Source organism: Arenibaculum sp. (assembly GCF_035998295.1).
GTDB lineage: Bacteria > Pseudomonadota > Alphaproteobacteria > Azospirillales > Azospirillaceae > DASYHS01.
Window position 1 is genome coordinate 1 of the sequence record NZ_DASYHS010000157.1, and the last position, 17089, is coordinate 17089.

17 protein-coding genes are annotated in these 17089 nt (G+C 69.9%); 5 read left to right on the forward strand and 12 right to left on the reverse strand.

Features of this window, described 5'->3' with window-relative positions; all coding sequences use genetic code 11:
• The 7 genes from VGO20_RS15570 to VGO20_RS15600 form a co-directional block, all read right to left on the reverse strand.
• Nucleotides 1–485: DUF3501 family protein (locus VGO20_RS15570; RefSeq protein WP_327503289.1), on the reverse strand; the 485-nt coding region annotated here is incomplete at its 3' end.
• 23 nt (nt 486–508) lie between these two features.
• Complete coding sequence (locus VGO20_RS15575; RefSeq protein WP_327503290.1) at nt 509–1861, reverse strand: heterodisulfide reductase-related iron-sulfur binding cluster; 1353 nt, start codon at nt 1859–1861, stop codon at nt 509–511.
• Between the two features lie 145 nt (nt 1862–2006).
• Entirely contained in the window at nt 2007–2423 is a 417-nt protein-coding gene (locus tag VGO20_RS15580; RefSeq protein ID WP_327503291.1) for a rubrerythrin family protein, read from the reverse strand.
• A gap of 202 nt (nt 2424–2625) precedes the next feature.
• Nucleotides 2626–3057: an iron response transcriptional regulator IrrA gene (gene irrA, locus VGO20_RS15585; protein ID WP_327503292.1), complete on the reverse strand. Its 432-nt coding sequence runs from the start codon at nt 3055–3057 to the stop codon at nt 2626–2628.
• A 112-nt stretch (nt 3058–3169) separates the two neighbouring features.
• Entirely contained in the window at nt 3170–5008 is a 1839-nt protein-coding gene (locus tag VGO20_RS15590; RefSeq protein ID WP_327503293.1) for an ABCB family ABC transporter ATP-binding protein/permease, read from the reverse strand.
• 248 nt (nt 5009–5256) lie between these two features.
• Nucleotides 5257–6654 carry an NAD(P)H-dependent flavin oxidoreductase gene (locus VGO20_RS15595; RefSeq protein ID WP_327503294.1) on the reverse strand — a complete coding sequence of 466 codons (1398 nt, stop codon included), beginning with the start codon at nt 6652–6654 and terminating at the stop codon, nt 5257–5259.
• A 160-nt stretch (nt 6655–6814) separates the two neighbouring features.
• Nucleotides 6815–7543, reverse strand: coding sequence for a glycerophosphoryl diester phosphodiesterase (locus VGO20_RS15600; protein ID WP_327503295.1), 729 nt, complete (start codon nt 7541–7543; stop codon nt 6815–6817).
• Between the two features lie 127 nt (nt 7544–7670).
• Here VGO20_RS15600 and VGO20_RS15605 point away from each other — a divergent pair, with 127 nt between their 5' ends.
• The 3 genes from VGO20_RS15605 (at nt 7671) to VGO20_RS15615 (ending at nt 10169) form a co-directional block, all read left to right on the forward strand.
• Nucleotides 7671–8756, forward strand: coding sequence for a lysine-2,3-aminomutase-like protein (locus tag VGO20_RS15605; protein ID WP_327503296.1), 1086 nt, complete (start codon nt 7671–7673; stop codon nt 8754–8756).
• Between the two features lie 82 nt (nt 8757–8838).
• Nucleotides 8839–9318, forward strand: coding sequence for a c-type cytochrome (locus VGO20_RS15610; RefSeq protein WP_327503297.1), 480 nt, complete (start codon nt 8839–8841; stop codon nt 9316–9318).
• A complete protein-coding gene (locus VGO20_RS15615) occupies nt 9315–10169 on the forward strand; it encodes a c-type cytochrome (protein ID WP_327503298.1) in 855 nt (284 codons plus the stop codon). The genes VGO20_RS15610 and VGO20_RS15615 overlap by 4 nt, the downstream gene beginning before the upstream one ends.
• Here the strand turns inward: VGO20_RS15615 and nth are convergent.
• Nucleotides 10136–10807, reverse strand: coding sequence for an endonuclease III (gene nth / locus VGO20_RS15620; RefSeq protein WP_327503299.1), 672 nt, complete (start codon nt 10805–10807; stop codon nt 10136–10138). The genes VGO20_RS15615 and nth overlap by 34 nt on opposite strands.
• Nucleotides 10808–10892: 85 nt before the next feature.
• Here nth and VGO20_RS15625 point away from each other — a divergent pair, with 85 nt between their 5' ends.
• Nucleotides 10893–11417 carry a DUF2244 domain-containing protein gene (locus tag VGO20_RS15625; protein ID WP_327503300.1) on the forward strand — a complete coding sequence of 175 codons (525 nt, stop codon included), beginning with the start codon at nt 10893–10895 and terminating at the stop codon, nt 11415–11417.
• Here the strand turns inward: VGO20_RS15625 and dapB are convergent.
• Nucleotides 11414–12211 (reverse strand): 4-hydroxy-tetrahydrodipicolinate reductase, encoded by a 798-nt coding sequence (gene dapB, locus VGO20_RS15630; protein ID WP_327503301.1) that lies wholly within the window; start codon nt 12209–12211, stop codon nt 11414–11416. The two genes, VGO20_RS15625 and dapB, sit on opposite strands and share 4 nt — an antisense overlap.
• Nucleotides 12212–12269: 58 nt before the next feature.
• A complete protein-coding gene (locus tag VGO20_RS15635) occupies nt 12270–13253 on the reverse strand; it encodes a zinc ABC transporter substrate-binding protein (protein ID WP_327503302.1) in 984 nt (327 codons plus the stop codon).
• A 554-nt stretch (nt 13254–13807) separates the two neighbouring features.
• Between VGO20_RS15635 and VGO20_RS15640 the strand changes: the two genes are divergently transcribed.
• On the forward strand, nt 13808–14395 hold the full coding sequence (locus VGO20_RS15640) for an OmpA family protein (protein WP_327503303.1): 588 nt from the start codon (nt 13808–13810) through the stop codon (nt 14393–14395).
• 75 nt (nt 14396–14470) lie between these two features.
• Here the strand turns inward: VGO20_RS15640 and VGO20_RS15645 are convergent, their stop codons facing one another.
• Together VGO20_RS15645 and dnaJ are read right to left on the reverse strand one after the other, a co-directional pair.
• Nucleotides 14471–15712, reverse strand: coding sequence for a cation:proton antiporter domain-containing protein (locus VGO20_RS15645; RefSeq protein ID WP_327503304.1), 1242 nt, complete (start codon nt 15710–15712; stop codon nt 14471–14473).
• A 150-nt stretch (nt 15713–15862) separates the two neighbouring features.
• Nucleotides 15863–17002, reverse strand: a complete 1140-nt coding sequence (gene dnaJ, locus VGO20_RS15650) for a molecular chaperone DnaJ (protein ID WP_327503305.1) — start codon at nt 17000–17002, stop codon at nt 15863–15865.
• Nucleotides 17003–17089 lie beyond the last annotated feature (87 nt).

Genomic DNA, 17089 nt, shown 5'->3' on the forward strand with positions numbered 1-17089 from the left:
ATCTGGCCGGGAGTGAAGGGAAAATGGACGAACTGCACCGACGACGCCTTGCCGGCCGCCGTCGTGCGGTCGACGTCGGCCTCGGGCACGCCCTTGACCGTCTCGCCGGCGAACTGGATCGTCATGGTCTCCTCGACGCCGCCCAGGCGCGACAGCAGGGCCTTGCGCCGGTTCGGGTCGTCGATCTCGAACATCACGGTCGCGACCAGTTCGCTGCCCTTCGGGACCAGGGGGTTGTAGGCGCGCAGTTCGTCCTCGATCTGCTCCTCGCCGCCGCGCTCGATGTAGAGCATCTCGTGGATCTGCCCCCACATGGTCGCGTAGCTCTCGAAGTAGAAGGTCGCGACCGGGCCGACGGCGAGCCGACGGTTCTTCTTTACGGCGACCAGCTCCTTGCGCCGGGCGGCGCGGACCTTCGCGTAGTCCGCCATCGGCATGATGTCGGCGCGCGTGATCTCGGTCTTCCTGGGCAGGCTCGTCTCCATGGTCTCGCTCCTCGCTCGCGCGCTCACAGCCCGTAGGCGTGCGCGAAGATCTCGATCGGGTGCAGGTTGGTCGGCGGCGGCGGGTCGGTGTCCTTGCGCACCCGCTCGACCCCTTGCATGATGTGCATGCCCGCCAGCGGGCACTCGCTCGCGACATAGGCCTTGCCGGCCTTGACGGTCTGGTTGGCGACCGGCTTGCCGACCTTCAGCGCGACGTCGAAATTCTCCTTCATCACGCCCCAGGAACCGCCGTGACCAGAGCAGCGCTCGATCACGCGGATGTCCGGCTCGGGGATCAGGCGCAGCATCTCCGCCGCCTTCTGGCCCATGTTCTGGGCGCGCGCGTGACAGGCGAGATGGACCGCGACGCCGCCGTCGAGCGGCTTCAGCCCGGGAGCGAGGCCGTGCTTCTTCGCGATGTCGACGACGTACTCGGACAGGTCGAAGGTGGCCCCGGCCAGCTTCTCGACCGCCGCGCGGTGGGGTGCCGCCTCGGGCACGATCAGCGGCCACTCGAACTTCAGCATCAGGGCGCAGCTCGGCACCAGCGCGATCACGTCGTAGCCGCGATCGACATAGTCCTGGAGCGCGGTCGCGACACGTGCCGCGTTCGCGTCGACCTTGGCAAGCTCGCCATGCTCGAGTTGGGGCATGCCGCAGCAGCCGGGATAGGCGACCTCGGTCTCGACGCCGTTATGCGCGAGCACCTTGCGCGCCGCCTCGCCGATCGCGGGATTGTTGTAGTTGACGAAGCAGGTCGCGTAGAGGACGGCCTTGCGGCCGAAGGCCGGGGCGTCGCGGTTGACCTCGACCCCGTCGGACTTCGCGCGCAGCGCGAAGGTCTTGCCGTGGAACTTCGGCAGGGCGGCCTCGCGATGGACGCCGGTCACCTTCTCCAGGATCGGGCGCGTCAGCGCGTTGCCCGTGTCCGACGCCCAGTTGGCGATCGGCGCCACCGCGCCGGCCAGCTTGCCGTTGCGATCGGTCTTGGTCAGCTCGCGCTCGGCGAACGGAACCTTGTCCTTGCGGGCCTCGACTGCGCGGTAGCGCAGCATCAGGTGCGGGAAATCCAGGTTGAACTCGTGCGGCGGGACGTAGGGGCACTTCGTCATGAAGCACATGTCGCACAGCGTGCACGCGTCCACGACCGGCTTGAACTGGTCCGAACTCAGCGCCTCGACCTCGCCGACATCCGTCGCGTCGACCATGTCGAACAGTCGCGGGAAGCTGTCGCAGAGATTGAAGCAGCGCCGACAACCGTGGCAGATGTCGAAGACCCGGCGCAGCTCCGCGTCGAGCTTGGCCTCGTCGTAGAAGTCCGGGTCCTGCCAGTCGACCCGGTGGCGGGTGGGGGCCTCGAGGCTGCCTTCGCGCATTGGCGTCCCTTGGGATTACATGTCGGGGGTCACGTGCCGGGGTCGCGTCCGCCGTCCGAAAGACGGCCAGCCGACGGCCCCTCCCCGTGGAGAGAGGGCCGCCGACGGCCGCTTCGGGTTCGCCCGGTGGGGCGTCCGGGACGGATCAGGCCAGCTGGTCGAGAGCCTTCTGGAAGCGTCCGGCGTGCGACTTCTCGGCCTTGGCGAGCGTCTCGAACCAGTCCGCGACTTCGTCGAAGCCTTCCTCGCGGGCCGTGCGCGCCATACCCGGGTACATATCGGTGTACTCGTGGGTCTCGCCGGCGATGGCGGCCTTCAGGTTCAGGTCGGTGGCGCCGATCGGCTCGCCGGTGGCGGGGTCGCCGACCTCCTCGAGGAATTCCAGGTGGCCGTGCGCATGGCCGGTCTCACCCTCGGCGGTCGAGCGGAACACGGCGGCCACGTCGTTGTAGCCCTCCACGTCGGCCTTCTGGGCGAAGTAGAGATAGCGGCGGTTGGCTTGGCTCTCGCCCGCGAAGGCGTCCTTCAGGTTCTGCTCGGTCTTCGTGCCCTTGAGCGACATGTGATCCTCCTCTCTCCCGGTTTCCGTGGAAAACTCGTGCTGGTCGGCGCCCGGTTGGCGGGCGTCCCATTTACGGCGGCACCTCGCAAAAAACCGCTCGTCGGCTTCTATGCACCCGCGCAAGGCGGCTGTCAACAGTTTAGAGGAATTCCAAACTGCAGCGCAAGGCTATGCTGGAGGCAGGTAAAGAGAAGACTGAACTTCAGTCTGCGGCTCGGTCGGCCGAGAGGCGGATGATGATGTCGACCCGCGCGACCCGGGTGCCCGGCGGCGCCTCCGGCAGGGCCGCTAGCGCCACGCTGGTGCCGGGGATGTCCTGGAGCTGCCCGGTGTGCTCGTGGAAGAAGTGGTGATGGTCGTGGACGTTGGTGTCGAAGTAGGAGCGTCCCGCCTCGACGACGACCTCGCGCAGCAGACCGGCGGCGGTGAACTGGTGCAGCGTGTTGTAGACGGTCGCGAGCGACACCGGCATGTCGGCCGCCGACGCCTCGCCGAAGAGCTGCTCGGCGGTCACGTGCCGGTCGCCGGTGGAGAACAGGAGCCGCGCGAGGCCGAGGCGCTGGCGCGTAGGGCGCAGGCCGGCCTTCTTGAGGCGGTCGAGGACGGGCTTGAAGGGACGGCTGGGGCTGCTCATGGACGTCATATGGTCATTGCGGCCCCGTTCTTGAATACCATCATGGGCCGTCCGGCCTATTTGGAACGAATCCAGGCCCGGTTGCAAGCCGTTGATGAGCCGACGCCGCCGTCTACTCCGCGGCGCGGGCCGGGTCCTGCTGGCGGGACCAGAGCGCCGCATAGGGCCCCCGGCGAGCGAGCAGGGCCGCGTGGGTCCCCCGCTCGACCACCCTGCCTCCGTCCAGGACCAGGATCTCGTCGGCGTGCACGACGGTCGAGAGCCGGTGCGCGATGACCAGGGTCGTGGTCCCGCGCGAGACTTCGGCCAGGCTGTCGCGGATCGCGCGCTCCGTGTGGCTGTCGAGCGCGCTGGTCGCCTCGTCGAACAGGAAGACGCGCGGGCGCTTCAGGATCGCGCGCGCGATCGCGATGCGCTGCTTCTCCCCGCCCGACAGCTTGAGCCCGCGCTCGCCGACCTGGGTGTCGTAGCCGTCGGGCAGCGCGGTCACGAAGTCGTGGACGCGGGCGAGGCCGGCCGCGCGCTCGACCTCCTCACGGGTCGCGTCGGGGCGGCCGAAGGCGATGTTGTAGAAGATCGTGTCGTTGAACAGCACGGCGTCCTGCGGCACCACCGCGATCGCTTCGCGCAGCGAGGATTGCCGAACGGTCCGGACGTCCGTCCCGTCGAGCAGAATGCGCCCCGAACCGGGATCGTAGAAGCGGAACAGCAGCCGGCCGATCGTCGACTTGCCGGCCCCGCTGGCCCCCACGATCGCGAGCGTGCGCCCGGGCTCGATCGAGAAGGAAACGCGCTCCAGCACGGGGCGGCGCGGATCATACGCGAAGCCCACGCCCTCGAACGCCAGCGCGCCGGGTCCGGACGGCAGCGGCCCGGCACCCGGCGCGTCCGCGATCTCCGGCCGTTCCGCCAGCAGCGTCATCATCTGCTCGACGTCGGTGAGCGACTGCTTGATCGAGCGGTAGATCTGGCCCAGCCGCTCCAGCGGTCGCAGGAGCTGGAGCAGGTAGGTGTTCACGAGCACGAGGTCGCCGACGGACAGCACGCCGCGTCCGACCTCCAGCCCCGCCATCACCAGCATCGCGGTCAGCCCGGCGCCCAGGATCGAGACCTGGAGCGCGCCGGTCAGGCTGCGCCAGGTAAGCGCCCGCACCTGCAGCTCCTCGACCCGGCGCAGCGCCCGGTCGTAGCGCTCGGCGACGTGCTCCTCGTTGCCGAAATACTTGACGGTCTCGTGGTTGAGCAGGCTGTCGACGGCGTCGCCATGGGCCTTCGCCCCCTCGGCGACGGCGCGGCGCTGGTGCCGGCGCAGCCATTCCGAGCCGGCCACGAGGCAGGCGCCGTAGAGCACGAGCGTGGCGAGCGCCAGCGCCCCGAACAGCGGCGGCAGCGTGCCGAGCAGGACCACCGAGATGAAGGCGATCTCCGCGAACAGCGGCAGGATCAGGAAGACGAGGTCGAACAGCAGCTCGCGCACGCCGCGGATGCCGTTGTCGAGCACGCGTGAGAGCTGGCCGGTGCGCCGGGACAGATGGAAGCGCAGCGACAGCGCGTGCACGTGCCGGAACACCGCGAGCCCGACGCGCCGCTGCAGGCGTTGCTCCAGCGGGCCGTACAGCGCCCAGCGCATCTCGTTGCCGATCTTGGCCAGCCATTGCAGCAGGCCGAAAGCCAGCAGCAGCGCGACCGGCAGGGTCATCGGGCCGAACCCGGCCGGCGCGCCGCCCGAGAGCTGGTCCACCGCGCGCGCGAACAGCAACGGGACGAGCGCGTTCAGCAGGGCGGTCAGTCCCAGCAGCCCGACAGCCGCCCCGAGGCGCAGGCGCAGCGCCCGATCGTCCTTCGGCCACAGGAAGGGCAGAACCAGGCGGAGCGCCTTGAGGTCCTGGGGCCGCGAGGGAGGAATATCGGCGGACGCCCCGCCGCCCGGGGGGCGCTTCGGATCGGACATGGGGCCAATCTGGGCACTGGGCGGGACGGATACGAGCGCGGCACCGCGAAACGATGGTTCCGGGCACCGTTTCAAGCCTCGGCGGCATCGAAGCGCTGAAGGATTTCGCCCCGATCATCAGGGTCGCCCCCTGATCGAGACCGCCGCACCGGCACTCGCGTCCGCGGTGCGGCGCGACGGCCGGGCGCCCCCGCTCCTCCGAGCGCAGGAGGGGCGGGAGGTCCGACCTCAGATGCCGGCGCGTCGCCTCAATCGCCGGTCTGGATGCGCTCCACGAGCTGCTTGACCGTCGGAACGAAACCGCCGGCGTAGAACGGGTCCTGGGCGAAGCGGTAGGCGTTGTGGCCCGCGAACATCAGTTCGTCGTCGCACTCGTCGCCATGGCTGATCGCCTGCAGGGTCTTCTGGATGCAGAAGGAGCGCGGATCGGCCTTGCGGCCGGTGCTCCCCTCCTCGTTCTGCGCCCAGTTGCTGAAGGCGCAGGCCGACAGGCAGCCCATGCAGTTGATCTGGTCGGTCAGGATCTCGCGCGACTTCTCCTGCGTCACAAAGACCATCGTGCTGTCGGGCGTCTTCATCGGCGTGTCGAAGCCGGCCTCGACCCAGGCGAAGGCGTGGTCGCGGTCGCCCGGCGTCAGGTAGACCGGACGGCCGCGGGGGCCGACCGGGAACTCCGCCGTGTGGTCGCCGATCCGCTCGGTCATGTAGGCGACCTGGCGCTCGCTGCGCTCCCGCAGCTCGCGCATGAAGGCGTTGTTCACGGCCGAGCTGTAGAACCCGGTCGGCGAGAAGCGGTTCAGGAACACGTCCCCGGCCTTCAGGCGCAGCAGCTTGCGCTTCCACGCGTCGGAGATCGGGCTTTCCTGCGTCAGCAACGGCCGGGTCCCGAACTGGAACGCGACCGGCCCCAGGTCGGGGTTGTCGATCCAGTCCTCCCAATCGCGCAGGTACCAGACCCCGCCCGCCATCACGATCGGCACCTGCTCCAGCCCGAAGCTGTTCATCATCTGGCGCAGCGCCAGGACCCGCGGGAACGGATCCTCGGGCTGGTGCGGGTCCTCGCTGTTGGACAATCCGTTGTGGCCGCCGGCCAGCCACGGGTCCTCGTAGACGACGCCGCCGAGATTCTCGGGGAACTTGTGATAGGCACGCTTCCACAGCGCGCGGAAGGCGCGCGCCGAGGAAACGATGGGATAGTAGTGGATGCCGTAGCGGGCCGTGATCTCGGCGATGCGATAAGGCATGCCCGCACCGCAGGTCACGCCGTGGACGAGGCCCTTCGCCCCTTCCAGGACCCCTTCCAGGACATCCTCGCAGCCGCCCATCTCCCACAGCACGTTGATGTGGATGCGACCCTGGCCGTTGCTGCGCTCATGCGCGACTCGCGCCTGGTGGACGCCGCCGGCGATCGCGTAGCGGATCAGCTCCTCGTGGCGTTCGCGCCGGGTCCTGCCGCGGTAGACCTGCGGCACCAGGTTGCCCTCGGCGTCGTAGCTGTCGGCGTTGACGCCCGAGAACGTGCCGACCCCGCCCGCCGCGGCCCAGGCGCCCGAACTCTCGCCATTGGAGACGGAGACGCCCTTGCCGCCTTCCACCAGCGGCAGAACCTCGCGACCGGAGATGACCAGAGGCTTCAAAGCCTTCAAAGCGACCCTCCAAGAAAACTCGGCCGAACAGAACTCAGCCCGAAAAACACCGGGAACGGCCTGCGGTCGCAGCCCGTCCGATAGCCCCCGCGACGCCATATATGAAGGATGTGCGCCGAAGAAGAGTCCGCGGGCGGAAAATCCGCTGCGAACAGTAGTCTCAACCGCCGAACCCCGCCAGCATTTCCCCCGGCCGGTCGGAGAACACGCCGTGGACGCCGAGGGCCGCGAGCGACCGCGCCCGGCCCACTTCGTTCACCGTCCACGCCAGGACGGGACGGCCGAAATCCACATAGTTCCGGATGGCCGAGGTTTCCAGCCCGCCGTCCACGTTCAGCGCGTCGGCGCGAAGCCGTGCCGCAAGCGTGCGCCACTGCGCCGGCACGTCCTCGAACAGGACGCCGAGCGGCAGGTCCGGGGCGACGCGGCGGACCTCGACCAGGGATGCCTCCTCGAAGCTGGAGACCAGCAGCGGCCGTCCGTTCCAGAGCGCCTTAGCCCGCTCGGCCGCGACGCGGGCGGTCTCGGCCTCGCGACCGGGGCAGGGCTTGATCTCCAGGTTGAGGCCGAGGCCGAGTTCCGCACAGAGCGCGAACAGCTCGTCGAGCGTGGGGACCGGCTCGCCGGCGAAGGCCGGGCCGAACCACGATCCGGCGTCGAGCCGGCGGATGTCAGCGAAATCGACGTCCGCCACCGCACCCCGGCCGTCGGTCGTGCGCTCAAGCCGGTCGTCGTGCATCAGCACGGGCACGCCGTCGCGCGTCAGCTTGACGTCCACCTCGACCCAGCCGGCCCCCTGGGCATGAGCCTCGCGGATGCCGGCGAGCGTGTTCTCAGGCGCCGCGGCCGCAGCGCCGCGGTGACCGATGATCCTGGGCAGGGTGAGCATGGGCGGAACGGGAAAAGGGAACGGGACTGGCTGCCGGAGGCGCCGGGCGCTACATATAGACCGTGCGCGCGAGCGCCGCACGCATGAAGATGCCGCCCGAACGAGATCCCCCACCGGTCCGCCGCAGATGAACCAGCCCCGCACGGCGCGCAGCCTCGACGACCTGGTCGCGGCCGGCGTGCTCGCCCCGGAGGCCGCCGCCGGCCTCGCCAGGGTGGCCGACCGCTACGCGATCGCCGTCACGCCCTATCTCCTGGAGCGCATCCGCGACGGTGGCGAGCCGTTCGCGCGCCAGTACCTGCCGGACCCGGGCGAAACCGATGCGGCGCCGGAGGAGCGCCCCGATCCGATCGGCGACGGCGCCCACATGCCCGTGAAGGGCATCGTCCACCGGTATCCCGACCGGGTGCTGCTGAAGCTGCACCACGCATGCCCGGTCTACTGCCGGTTCTGCTTCCGGCGCGAGATGGTCGGCCCCGGCGGCGACGCGCTGTCGAAGGACGAGCTCGCCGCCGCGCTCGACTACGTCCGTGCCCGCGAGGAGGTATGGGAGGTGATCCTGACCGGCGGCGACCCTCTGGCGCTGAGCGCGCGACGGCTCGCCGAGGTGGTCGGGGTGCTGGACGCGATCGGCCATGTCGGCGTGATCCGCCTGCACAGCCGCGTGCCACTCGCCGATCCCGGCCGCATCGACGCGGACCTCGTCTCGGCCCTGCGGGCGAGCGACACGGCGGTCTGGGTCGCGGTCCATTGCAACCATCCGGCCGAGTTGACGGCCGAGGCGGCGGCGGCGCTGGCCCGGCTCGCCGACGCGGGCATCCCCCTGCTCGGCCAGACGGTGCTGCTGCGCGGCGTCAACGACGACCCGGCGGTCCTGGAAGCGCTTTTCCGGGGCCTCGTGCGCAACCGGGTCAAACCCTACTACCTGCATCATCCCGACCTGGCGCCGGGCACGGCCCGGTTCCGCCTCGACCTGGAGGAGGGCCAAGCACTGATGCGCGCGATTCGCGGCAGGCTGTCGGGTGTTTGCCAGCCGACCTACGTGCTCGACATTCCCGGCGGCCATGGGAAGGCGCCGATAGGGCCGGTCTGGCTGCATGGGGGGAGCGCGCAGGGCGACGGGATCGAGGTCGAGGACTGGCGCGGCCGGCGCCACGCCTATCCTCCCGAGGCAACGAGGGTTGCCATCGACCGGAAAGATGGGTTGGAATGATCCGGCCGGGCGGTCCCGCCGTATAGGGTTGGCCCATATGGGGGACGCCGGCGCGCCGCGCCGACCAGCAGGGGAAAACGCAATGCTTCGCATCGGGACCATCACCATCGGATCGCTGATCGCCGCAGCGATCGCCTTCGGCGCGCACGCCCAGTCGCCCCAGCCGACCTCCCAGGACCCGAGCGAGCAGATCGCCCAGCGCGAAGCCGCGATGAAAGAGATGGGCGGCGCCATGAAGACGATCAGCGCCTACGTCAAGAACGAGGGCGGTACCATAGAGGACGTTCGCGAGGGCGCCGCCACCATCGACCTGGTCTCCGCTTCCATCGTGCCGCACCTGTTCCCCGCCGGCACCGAGGCCGGCGTCGGCAGCAGCGATGCCCTGCCCGCGATCTGGGACGACTGGAGCGGGTTCGAACAGGCGGCCGGCGCCCTCACCACCGCGAGCGCCGAGCTGACGGCGGCAGCCGAGAGCGGCGACCGGGCCGCGATCGCGGCCGCCTTCGCGGCCACCGGACGGAGCTGCGGGGGGTGCCACGAGACCTACCGGGCCGAAAAGTGAGGGCTGCCCGGGCCGCATGGCTGGTCGTGCCGCTGGCGCTCGCCAGCGGCAGCGGGGCCGCAGCGGATCCGGTGGCGCGGGGCGAGTACGTGTTCGACGCGGCCGGCTGCGCCGGCTGCCACACCGCGCCCGATGGCGAAAGGCTGGCCGGCGGCCGGGCTCTCGAGACACCGTTCGGGACCTTCCGCACGCCCAACATCACCCCCGATCCCGAGCACGGCATCGGCGGCTGGAGCGACGCCGACTTCGTCCGCGCGATGCGCGAGGGAATTGGACCCGACGGGACGGTCTATTTCCCCGCCTTTCCCTACACTTCCTACACCGGGATGACCGAGCGGGACCTTCTGGACCTGAAGGCCTATCTCGACGCGCAGCCGGCGGTGGCGCAGGCCGACCAGCCCCATGAACTGGACGCCCCCTACGGCTGGCGGTTCCTGCTCCCGGCCTGGCGCCTGCTCCACTTCGAGGCGGGCGAGCTGCCCGAGGAGCCGGGCCGCGACCCCCAGTGGCACCGCGGGCGCTATCTCGTGCGGGCACTCGGCCATTGCGGAGAATGCCACACGCCGCGCAACCGGCTGGGCGCGATGGACGAAGACCGCTTCCTGGGGGGCAGCGAGGCGGGCCCGGAGGGTCGGCCGGTCCCGAACATCACGCCCCATCCCGAGGCCGGCATCGGTTCCTGGTCGCCCGGCGACGTCACCTTCCTGCTGGAGACGGGAATGCTGCCGGACGGCGATTTCGTCGGCGGCGGCATGAACGAGGTGGTGGAGGCCAGCACCTCGCGCCTCACGCCCGAGGATCGGGCCGCGATCGCCGCCTACCTGCTGTCGCTGCCGCCCATCGGCCCGTGAGCCTTCGCCGGCGTCTTCTCGGGATAGGCGCACAGGTCGCGGACCGGGCAGGTCGGGCAGTCCGGGCGGCGCGCCTTGCAGACGTAGCGGCCGTGCAGGATCAGCCAGTGATGGGCATGCAGGCGCCAACGCTCCGGCACGCAGGCGAGCAAGGCGCGCTCGACCGCGTCGGGCGTGCGGCCGGGCGCCAACCCGGTGCGGTTCGAGACGCGGAAGATGTGGGTATCGACCGCGATGGTCGGCTCCCCGAACGCCACGTTCAGGACCACGTTCGCGGTCTTGCGGCCGACGCCCGGCAGGGCCTCCAGCGCCTCGCGGTCGCGCGGGACCTCGCCGCCATGCTCTCGGACCAGGATCTCCGACAGGGCGATCACGTTCCTGGCCTTGGTGTTGAACAGGCCGATCGTCTTGATGTGCTCGCGCACGGCCGCCTCGCCCAGGGCCACCATCGCTACGGGCGTGGAGGCCGCATGGAACAGCCGGCGCGTCGCCTTGTTGACCCCGGCGTCGGTCGCCTGCGCCGACAGCACGACCGCCACCAGCAGGGTGTAGGGGTCGCGGTATTCGAGCTCGCTCGCCGGCTCGGGGTCGGCGGCCGCGAGGCGGCGGAAGAACTCGTCGATGTCGGCGGGCGTCATGGGCGCGACTTTAGCCGGGACGACGCGCGGCGCAAAGGGGGTGCATCGCTTGCCGGTACCGGACCGCCCGACTACTCTCGATCCCATGCAGCAGGATCCGGACGGCGCCGCTGACCGGCGCATCCTCTTCGACGCGGTGCTTCACCCGCACCGCAGCCTGAGCCCGCGGGGGTTCGCAGTGCTGATGGGGTCCGTCGGCACAGTCAGCCTGGCGGTCGGGGGCTGGTTCCTCGCACAGGGCGCCTGGCCGGTGTTCGGCTTCTTCGGGCTGGACGTGCTGCTGCTCTATGTCGCCTTCCGCCTCAGCTATCGTGCCGGGCGCATGCACGAGCGGGTGCGGCTGACCGAGGCGGAGCTGGAGGTCCAGCGGATCGATCACCGCGGCGGCCGGCGCTTCTGGAGATTCCAGCCGTCCTGGCTGCGCGTCGCGATCGACGACCCGCCCGAACACGACAGCCAGGTGGTGCTATCAAGCCATGGCCGGTCGGTGGTCGTCGGGTCGTTCCTGTCGCCGGAGGAGCGCCTGGACTTCGCCCACGCGCTCGAACGCGCCCTGACCCAGTGGCGGCTGTCCCGCTGGCGGGCGCGTCCGGCCGGTCCCTCAGGCTAGAGCCCGAGCACGTCGCGCATGGAATAGAGCCCGGGCGGCTGGGTGCGGGCCCAGAGTGCGGCGCGGACCGCCCCGACCGCATAGATCGCCCGGCTGGATGCCCGGTGCCCGAGCTCGATCCGCTCGCCCTCGCCCGCAAAAGTGACGAGGTGATCGCCGACGACGTCGCCGCCGCGCAGCACCGCGAAGCCAATGTCCCCCTGTCGACGCGCGCCGGTGTGGCCGTCCCGCGCCCGGGCGGCGACCGCGTCCAGGTCGGCGCCGCGCCCGGCCGCCGCGGCCCGGCCGAGCCCGAGCGCGGTGCCCGAGGGAGCATCCACCTTCCGGCGATGGTGCATCTCCAGGATCTCGATGTCGAAGTCGGGCCCGAGCGTGCGCGCGACCTGCTCGACCAGGGCGGTCAGCAGGTTCACGCCGAGGCTCATGTTCGGGGCCTGGACGATCGGCGCGTGATGCGCAGCGCGGACGATTGCCTCCTGCTCGGCGGCGCCCAGGCCGGTCGTTCCGACCACATGGACCGTCCCGGCCTGAGCCGCCAGAGCCGCGTGACGCGCCGTGGCCGCGGGTGTCGTGAAGTCGATCACCGCGTCCGCGCCGGCGAAGAGCCCGACCGGGTCGTCCGAGACCGGGACGCCCAACGGCTCCAGCCCGGCGACCAGGCCGACGTCGCGCCCGATGACGTCGCTCCCCGCCCGCGCGGTTCCGCCGCCAACCGAGCAGTCCGGCGTCGAGGCGATCTGGGCGATCAACATCCGGCCCATCCGTCCGGTACAGCCGACGACACCGACTCTCATGGCGCTCCCCTCCGATCCCGCAGCACGAAGAGGCTTTAGCACAGCCGCAGCCGCGGGCCTACCGGGAGCCGAGGCAGCCGGCCAGGCCGTCGGCCAGGTTGCGCATCATGGCGGGATAGAGCTCCGGACCGTTCTCCAGTGTCGCGCCCAACGGGTCGAGCACGCCGGTACGGATGCCGGTACCCTCGGTGATCGTGGCAACGATCGCAGGCTCGAACTGCGGCTCGGAGAACAGGCAGACCGCCTGCTGCCCGACGAGGCGCGCGCGCAGCTCCGACACGCGCCGGGCGCTCGGCGGACGGTCCGGACTGACGGTCACGGCTCCGACCGACCGCAGGCCGTAGCGATGCTCCAGATAGCCATAGGCATCGTGGAAGGTCGCGAACGCACGGTCGGCCAGCGGGGCGAGGCGCGCGCGCAGTTCGGCATCCAACGCGTCGAGGCGCCGGGCCTCGGTCTCGGCGTTCGTCCGGTAGGTGGCGGCATTGCCGGGGTCGGCCGCGGCCAGAGCATCCGCGATGGCGGCCACCATCGCGCCGGCATTGCCGACGTCGAGCCAGACATGCGTATCGATCCCGCCGCCGCCGCCGTGGCCGTGACCGTCGTCGTGGCCATGATCGTCGCCGTGGCCGTGACCGTCGCCGTGGCCGTGATCGTCGTCATGGCCGTGATCGTCGTCGTGATCGTGTTCGCTGCCGCTCCGGAGCACCATACCCGGCGCGCTTATCAAGGCGACCGCGCGCGCATTCTCCCCCAGCGTCGCCAGCGGGCGCTCGAGGAAGATCTCGAGTTCCGGGCCGATCCAGAAGACGAGGTCGGCAGATGCGAGTCCTCGGGCGTCGGAGGGCCGCAGGCTGTAGGTGTGGGGCGAGCCGGCACCGTCGACGAGCAGCTCGGGTGCTCCCACCCCGTCCATCACGGCGGCGACGAGACTGTGGACGGGCTTGACGCTGGCGACGACGCGCGGCACCTCGGCCCGGGCCGGAAGGCTCGCCGTGACCAGCAGCAGCGTGCCGAACGCTGCAAGAGAGCGGAAGGGCATGGAGACCTCGAAGAACCACATTAAGCGGTCGTAGTGTTATAACGTTGCAATTACCGCGTCAATCGCTGTCGGCCAATCACGAGTCGCTGGACCGTCGCGCGCGGCCGAGCGGAAGTCGGGGGCCGATGCCGCGCGCCAGCCACAGTTCCGACGTCCCATGGTCACGGTTTTGCCGCAACCCGGCTCCGCACCGGCCACACATGTTGCATTTACGCACTACCACGCCTCTAATCGCTCGCCGCCGCTTGCTGCGACGGCGGCGGCGCGCCAGAACTAGCGCAGCAGTGCTACAAGCGTTGCGGAACCAAGCTCAACCGGAATTGTTCGAATTTGAGCTTCCGTTTCGGACGGCTACTGGGCCCGATTACGGTTGCGGGCAAGCCGAAGAAAGTCACCATTGCAGCGCGACAGATTTCACGGCTACCGCCGAACGCAATAGAGCAAAAGGGGTAACGCGCAGGTTGATATTGATGAAAGTGCTTATATTTTAGAATTTGACACTCAAGTTCGTGCGTGTTGTTAATGCTGTCACTCAAGTAAGGGGGGTCTCTCTCGTGATCCGTAAGATCATCACCGCCTCGTCGGCGTTCGCTCTGCTCGGTTTCGCGACGGCTTTCGCGCCGGCCGCCAATGCCCAGGAGCCCGGCGAGTTCTGCAACCCGGTCGTCCACGGCGCCAACGAGCCCGTGTACTCGGCTGCGGGCGACTCGCTGGTTCTCCACAACGGTTCGGTCCCGTGCCCGCCGCAGGTCACCGCGGCTCCGCCGGCACCCGCTCCGGCGCCCGCCCCGGCCCCGGCGCCGAGCCTGGCCGACTCGGTCTATTTCGTGTTCTTCGACTTCGACCGGGCCAACATCACCCCGGCGGCGCAGGACATCATCAACACGGTCGTCACCGACTTCCGCCGCAACAACGCGGCTGGCGTCGCGGTGGTCGGCCACACCGACACCGCCGGCCCGCCGGCCTACAACCAGCGCCTTTCGGAGCGGCGTGCGACCGCCGTCCGCGACTCGCTGGTGCGCGGCGGCGTGCCTGCCGGCGCGGTGGCGACTGCCGGCGTCGGTGAGGAGCAGCCGCTGATCGCGACTGGCGACGGCGTGCGCGAGCCGTCGAACCGCCGTGCGGAGATCCGCTTCCGGTAAGACGGTCCCGGCAACGGACGTAATGGAACGGGAGGGGCTTGGCCCCTCCCGTTTTCTTTTTGCCCGAAGGCTGCTTCAGCCGGCCTGCTCCGCACCTTCATGCCGACGACGTGCATAAAGGCGCGTGAGCGTCGCCGCCGTGCTGCCATGGGCCATGATCGAGCCGAAGACGAGCGCGCTCGCCGCGTGCCAGACGACGGGGTCGTGGACGTGCCCGCGCGCAAACGCCGCGTAGTAGATCGCGGCGACCCCGATCGGCCCGAACCAGCCGACATAGGCGGTATCCCGGCCATCCAGCCAGCCCCGAAGACCGGGAAAGAACGTGGCGACCACCGGCGGACGGCGCAGGAGGAGGAGGAGCACCACGAGTGCTAGCAGCGGCCAGCCCAGGCGTACCCAGTCGGCCAGCGGCAGCGCGACGCCGAAGATCACGAACATCGGCAGGGTGAACAGCTTGGCGACGGCCTCCTGGATGTGCCTCTCCTCGTGCTCCTCGCGCCTGTCCGAGCAGAGGTTGAACACCAGCCCGGCCACGAAGACGGAGATGAGCGCATCCGCGCCGAGGAGTTTCCCTGCCCCGAGAGTGAGAAGCGAGAAGGCTACCGTGTAGCCGAGCAGCGCCGTGTTCTCGACGTACCGGCGACGCTCGGCATGGCCCAGCAGCTTGGCTGCGGCCCAGCCGACGGTGCCGCCGGCGAGAACGGCCCCGACGACGCCTATCAGGAGCGAGTGAAGGAACCAGCGTTCCCACGCCGCGTCGGGCGGGTGGCCGAGCATCAGCACCGGCAGCATCACGAAGACGTAGGCCAGCCCGTCATTGGCTCCGGCCTCGAAAGAGATCGCGTCGCGCACGTGCAACGGCAGGTGCTTCGTGGCGAAGGGGCCCGTCACGATGGAACTCGCCACCACCGGGTCGGTCGGGGTGACGACGGCGCCGAGGAGGAGCGCCATCCAGACGGGCAGGCCGAGCAGCCAGCCCGCGAGCGCGGAGGAGACGAGCCACATGCCGAGCATGCCGAGCAGCAGCAGGACCGCCACCGGGCGCCACAGCGACCGGATGCTGTCCCTCTTCAGCCGCAATGCGATGCCCATGAGGCCGATGGCCATGGTGAGCCGCGCCGCCTGCTCCAGGATGGGAACTTCCTCGCCCCATTGCGCCAAGTCGAGCCAGCCCAGCGCATAGGGGCCCGCGGCCATGCCTACCATGACGGCGATCATCGGCTCCTGGAGGGGGCTTCTCTTGATCCGGTTGGAAAGCAGGCCGACGAGGAGAACGACCGTGCCGGTCACGGCAAGGGCGACGTTCAGCTGTGTCATCGGGGCTCCGGACGGCAGGTGGCGCAGTTCCCGACTCAACCACCGGGACCGGTGGCCGGTTCAGGAATGGCCGGCCCGCTCCCCTGGAAGCCGCCCGCGACGACGCCGTGATTGCCCCCTGCGCGCCCGGTAGCGCTCCAACGTGCCGGGTCAGTCCTTCAGGTCTTCCCAGAGTTCGCGCACCTTCGCGAAGAAGCCTTCGGATTCCGGGTGCTGGGAACCTTCCTTGCCGCCGGCCTTCTCGAACTCGCGCAGCAGTTCCTGCTGACGCTTGGTCAGGTTGACCGGCGTCTCGATCATGGCCTGGATGTACATGTCGCCGCGGTTCGGGCTGCGCAACACCGACATCCCCTTGCCCTTCAGGCGGAACTGATGGCCGGTCTGGGTTCCGGACGGCACGTTCAGCTTGGCTCGGCTGCCGTCGACCGTCGGCACCTCTATCGTGCCACCGAGTGCGGCCGTCGTCATCGGGATCGGTACCCGGCAGTGCAGGTTCGCCCCGTCGCGCTGGAAGAAACGGTGCGGCGCGATCGCGAGGAAGATGTAGAGGTCGCCGGGCGGAGCGCTGCGCAACCCGGCCTCGCCCTCGCCGGCGAGACGGATGCGGGTCCCGTCCTCCACTCCGGCCGGGATGTTGACCTGCAGCGTCTTCTCCTTGCGCACGCGCCCGCTGCCGCCGCAGTTCTTGCACGGATCCTTGATGACCCGGCCGGCCCCGTGGCAGGACGGGCAGGTCCGCTCGATCGTGAAGAAGCCCTGCTGGGCACGCACCTTGCCGATACCGCCGCAGGTCGGGCAGCCGGTCGGCGCGGTACCGGCCTCCGCCCCCGTGCCCGTGCAGACGTCGCAGATCACGGAGGTCGGGACCCGTACGGTCGCCGCACTCCCCTTGAACGCCTCCTCGAGGGTGATCTCCAGGTTGTAGCGCAGGTCGGCGCCGCGACCGCCGCCGCCGGCCCCGCGCCGGCCGCCCATGAACTCGCCGAACATCTCGTCGAAGATGTCCGCGAAGCCGCTGCCGAAATCGAAGCCTCCGGCCCCCGCTCCGGCCCGGCCGCCGCCGTTCTCGAAGGCGGCATGGCCGAAGCGGTCGTAGGCGGCGCGCTTCTGCTCGTCCTTCAGGACGTCATAGGCCTCGTTGACGTCCTTGAATTTCTGCTCGGCCTGCTGGTCTCCGGGGTTGCGGTCGGGATGATAGAGCATGGCCATCTTGCGATAGGCCTTCTTGATCTCATCCGCGGACGCCCCGCGCGCCACACCGAGCAGTTCGTAATAGTCCTGTTTCGCCATGCGGCTTTCAGCCCCTGGGGTCGATCGTCACCGCCCGCGGGCGGGCTCTGGAGAAGACGCCAGCGTCCGGGGACGCCGGCACGGTGT

Excerpts from the sequence above, each read along its gene's own strand:
- nth (WP_327503299.1), bottom strand. The coding sequence starts at position 10,807 with ATGACGCCCGCCGACATCGACGAGTTCTTCCGCCGCCTCGCGGCCGCC.
- VGO20_RS15645 (WP_327503304.1), bottom strand. The coding sequence starts at position 15,712 with ATGACACAGCTGAACGTCGCCCTTGCCGTGACCGGCACGGTCGTTCTC.
- irrA (WP_327503292.1), bottom strand. The coding sequence starts at position 3,057 with ATGAGCAGCCCCAGCCGTCCCTTCAAGCCCGTCCTCGACCGCCTCAAG.
- VGO20_RS15600 (WP_327503295.1), bottom strand. The coding sequence starts at position 7,543 with ATGCTCACCCTGCCCAGGATCATCGGTCACCGCGGCGCTGCGGCCGCG.
- VGO20_RS15610 (WP_327503297.1), top strand. The coding sequence starts at position 8,839 with ATGCTTCGCATCGGGACCATCACCATCGGATCGCTGATCGCCGCAGCG.
- dapB (WP_327503301.1), bottom strand. The coding sequence starts at position 12,211 with ATGAGAGTCGGTGTCGTCGGCTGTACCGGACGGATGGGCCGGATGTTG.
- VGO20_RS15635 (WP_327503302.1), bottom strand. The coding sequence starts at position 13,253 with ATGCCCTTCCGCTCTCTTGCAGCGTTCGGCACGCTGCTGCTGGTCACG.
- VGO20_RS15625 (WP_327503300.1), top strand. The coding sequence starts at position 10,893 with ATGCAGCAGGATCCGGACGGCGCCGCTGACCGGCGCATCCTCTTCGAC.
- dnaJ (WP_327503305.1), bottom strand. The coding sequence starts at position 17,002 with ATGGCGAAACAGGACTATTACGAACTGCTCGGTGTGGCGCGCGGGGCG.
- VGO20_RS15575 (WP_327503290.1), bottom strand. The coding sequence starts at position 1,861 with ATGCGCGAAGGCAGCCTCGAGGCCCCCACCCGCCACCGGGTCGACTGG.
- VGO20_RS15605 (WP_327503296.1), top strand. The coding sequence starts at position 7,671 with ATGAACCAGCCCCGCACGGCGCGCAGCCTCGACGACCTGGTCGCGGCC.
- VGO20_RS15590 (WP_327503293.1), bottom strand. The coding sequence starts at position 5,008 with ATGTCCGATCCGAAGCGCCCCCCGGGCGGCGGGGCGTCCGCCGATATT.
- VGO20_RS15580 (WP_327503291.1), bottom strand. The coding sequence starts at position 2,423 with ATGTCGCTCAAGGGCACGAAGACCGAGCAGAACCTGAAGGACGCCTTC.